General features: G+C 67.3%; 4 protein-coding genes. 3 read left to right on the plus strand and 1 reads right to left on the minus strand.

Annotation, left to right across the window (positions count from 1 at the left end):
* From galE to ACO6D5_RS29785, 3 genes are all read left to right on the plus strand, one after another.
* Window positions 1-1,057, plus strand: a 1,057-nt coding sequence (gene galE / locus ACO6D5_RS29775) for a UDP-glucose 4-epimerase GalE (RefSeq protein WP_485827397.1), incomplete at its 5' end; no start/stop codon positions are given.
* 183 nt (window positions 1,058-1,240) lie between these two features.
* Complete coding sequence (gene epsC / locus ACO6D5_RS29780; protein ID WP_006225576.1) at window positions 1,241-2,188, plus strand: serine O-acetyltransferase EpsC; 948 nt, start codon at window positions 1,241-1,243, stop codon at window positions 2,186-2,188.
* A 60-nt stretch (window positions 2,189-2,248) separates the two neighbouring features.
* A complete protein-coding gene (locus tag ACO6D5_RS29785; RefSeq protein ID WP_485827398.1) occupies window positions 2,249-3,067 on the plus strand; it encodes an NAD-dependent protein deacetylase in 819 nt (272 codons plus the stop codon).
* 137 nt (window positions 3,068-3,204) lie between these two features.
* Here ACO6D5_RS29785 and ACO6D5_RS29790 read toward each other — a convergent pair.
* A partial coding sequence (locus tag ACO6D5_RS29790) for an inositol monophosphatase family protein (protein ID WP_485827399.1) occupies window positions 3,205-3,479 on the minus strand: 275 nt, incomplete at its 5' end.

Consider the following 3,479-nt stretch of genomic DNA (forward strand, 5'->3'; position numbering starts at 1 on the left):
GGGCTACATCGGCACGCACACGCTGGTCGCGATGCTGGCGGCGGGCCAGCGGCCGCTGGTGCTGGATAACTTCAGCAACGGCAGCCGCGAGGCCGTGCGCCGCGTCGAGCGCCTGTGCGGCGTGCCGATTCCGCTGATCGAGGGCGACATCCGTACCCCCGGTCTTGTGGAATCGGTGCTGGCCGACGCCGCGGGCCGGGGCGAGCCCGTGCAGGCGGTGCTGCACCTGGCCGGCTGCAAGGCCGTTGGGGAATCGGTGGCCGATCCGCTCAAGTACTACGACAACAACGTGGCGGGGTCGCTGGCCTTGCTGCATGCGATGCGCGAGATGGGCGTGGCGCGGCTGGTGTTCAGTTCGTCGGCCACGGTCTATGGCGAACCGCAATACCTGCCGTTCACCGAAGCGCACCCGCTGGCACCGACCAACCCCTACGGCCGCACCAAGCTGATGGTGGAGGAAATGCTGCGCGATGTCTGCACGGCGTCTCCTGCTTTCAGTGCGGTCACGCTGCGCTATTTCAATCCCATCGGCGCGCACCCCAGCGGGCTGATCGGTGAAAGCCCCCGCGACCTGCCCAACAACCTGTTTCCCTTCATCACGCAGGTGGCGGTGGGCCGGCAGCCGTTCCTGCGCGTGTTCGGAGACGATTACGACACGGCCGACGGCACGGGCGTGCGCGACTATCTGCACGTCATGGACTTGGCGCAAGGCCATGTCCAAGCCTTGTCGTATTCCGAGGATCACCCGGGTTTCGTGGCGGTGAACCTGGGCACTGGGCAGGGCACCAGCGTGCTGGAGCTGGTGCATGCCTTTGAACGGGTCAATGGCTGCCGCATTCCGGTGCGCACGCAGGGGCGGCGTCCTGGGGACATCGAGCGAATGTGGGCGGACCCCGCCCTGGCGGCCGCTTTGCTGGGCTGGCGCAGCACGCACGACGTGGCCGCCATGTGCGCCGACGGCTGGCGCTGGCAGCAAGGCAATCCGCAAGGCTACGACGCGCCCGGCGAGTTGCCGCCGGGGCACGGGGAGGCCGCCGCTACCCAGGCCGCCGCATAACCCCAATGGCGTGTCGGAGGGGTTACGGAAAAAGGGCGCTAGCGGTTACAGTTGACGGGATTATTGCGTAGCAACATGGCCCGGCGGCCTGGCGCCGGGGGCCATGCACCGTCAGTGAGGCACTTCCATGTTTGAATTCCATCCGTATGCCGGGCAGCACGGCGCCTTGCCGGAGCAGTGGCAATGAGCGGCCCCTCCTACCTGCCGCCAGCCCACTGGAACCTGGACAGCATCGTGTCCGGCCTGCGCGACGCGCGCGTCGCCTGGCGCGGCCCGCGCGGCCGCTTGCGCGAAGACTCGGGCTTGCGCGAGTTTCCGTCGCAGGAAAGCCTGCGCCAGATCGTCAAGGATCTCTGTGGCGCCTTGTTCCCGATGCGCCTGGGTCCGATCGACCTGCGCGAGGAAGTCGAAGACTTCTACGTCGGGCACACCATCGGCGCGGCACTGGACGCGCTGCTGCACCAGGTCTGTCTTGAACTGCAATACGTGGGCCGCCATGAACACGTGGACCCCGCTGAAACCCAGCGGCGCGCCATCGAGATCGTGCGCCAGTTCGGTGCCGAGCTGCCGCGGGTGCGCGCCGCGCTCGACCTGGACGTGACCGCGGCCTACCAGGGCGACCCGGCGGCGCACAGCGTCGACGAGGTGCTGCTGTGCTATCCCGGCGTGGCGGCGATGATCCATCACCGCCTGGCTAACGTCCTGTACCGCCTGAACGTGCCGATGCTGGCCCGCATCGTGGCCGAGATCGCCCATGCTGACACCGGCATCGACATCCACCCCGGCGCCACCATCGGCCGCAGTTTCTTCATCGACCACGGTACGGGGGTGGTTATCGGCGAGACCGCCATCATCGGCGACCGCGTGCGGCTCTACCAGATGGTGACGCTCGGCGCCAAGCGCTTCCCGCCCGGTGAAAACGGCGAGCTGAAGAAAGGCCTGCCGCGTCACCCGTTGATCGAAGACGACGTCGTGATCTACGCTGGCGCCACGATTCTGGGCCGCGTCACGATCGGCAAGGGCTCGACCATTGGCGGCAACGTCTGGCTGACGCGCAGTGTGGCCCCGGGCAGCAACGTCACGCAGGCCAGCCTGGTCAGCGACATGCCGGATTGCGGCCTGGGCGGCTGAACCGCCTTTATCGATGCGCGCAGCGCCGCGTGCGCGGGCGGCCAGGACAGAGGAGTCAGGATGGATACACGAGTCTCGGATCTGGCCGCGCTGCGCGGCTTCGTCGACCGCCACCCGCGGCTGTTCGTACTGACGGGGGCGGGCGTCAGCACCGACTCCGGCATTCCCGACTACCGCGATACCGAAGGCGAATGGAAGCGCAAGCCGCCCATGACGCTGCAGACCTTCATGGGCGACGACTTGGCGCGTGCCCGCTATTGGGCCCGCAGCATGGTCGGCTGGCGCCGCTTCGGCAGCGTCAAGCCCAATGATTCGCACCGCGCGCTGGCGCGGCTGGAGTCGCGCGGCCACGTCACGGTGCTGGTCACGCAAAACGTCGATGGACTGCACGAAGCGGCGGGCAGCCGCGAAGTCGTGGACCTGCACGGCCGGCTGGACGAGGTGCGTTGCATGAATTGCGACTGGCGCGGCGGCCGCCAGCCGTGGCAAGAGGCACTTCTAGAGGGCAACCCGGAATGGACGTCGCTGGACGCCACGGATGCGCCCGACGGCGACGCCGATCTCGAGGGCGAGGATTTCTCGCGGTTCACCGTGCCGCCTTGTCCGCGCTGCGGCGGCATCGTCAAGCCGGACGTGGTCTTCTTCGGTGAAACCGTGCCCCGCGATCGCGTGGACCGGGCCAATGCCGGCCTGATGAGCGCCGACGCAGTGCTGGTCGTCGGCTCGTCGCTGATGGTGTATTCAGGCTACCGTTTCGTGACCGCGGCGTCCCGCAATGGCATGCCGATCGCCGCCATCAACCTGGGCCGCACGCGGGCAGATCCGCTGCTGACCCTGAAGGTGGAACAACCTTGTGCGGTGGCGTTGGATGCCTTATAGGCACGCTTTTTGCCGGCCGGTTTTTGACCGGTCTAAGCAAGTGCTTGCCCCGTAAGGGATTTTTCGCTCTGTTACAGACCTTTCCATAGGGTTGTCCACAGGAACTGTGGATAATTCCTAGGGATAACCCCCATTTTTTACGTCTCTAGCGGTTCAAGTCCGTCGCCCAGCAACGCCTTGCGGGCGGCGTGCCAGCTGCCGGCATCCGGCGCATACAGCAGCCCGCCCGTGCGATGAGTGGGCTTGTAGGGCGAGCCGTCAAAGCGCGCGGCGTACCCACCGGCCTCCCGGTGCAGCAGCCAGCCCGCCGCATGGTCCCAGGCCGTCAGCTGGTTGTACAGCGCCACATGGCAATGGCCGGCGGCCAGCATCCGGTATTCATGGGCGGCGCAGCGCAGTGACGCGGTGCTGC

It is taken from the genome of Achromobacter sp., assembly GCF_057314935.1.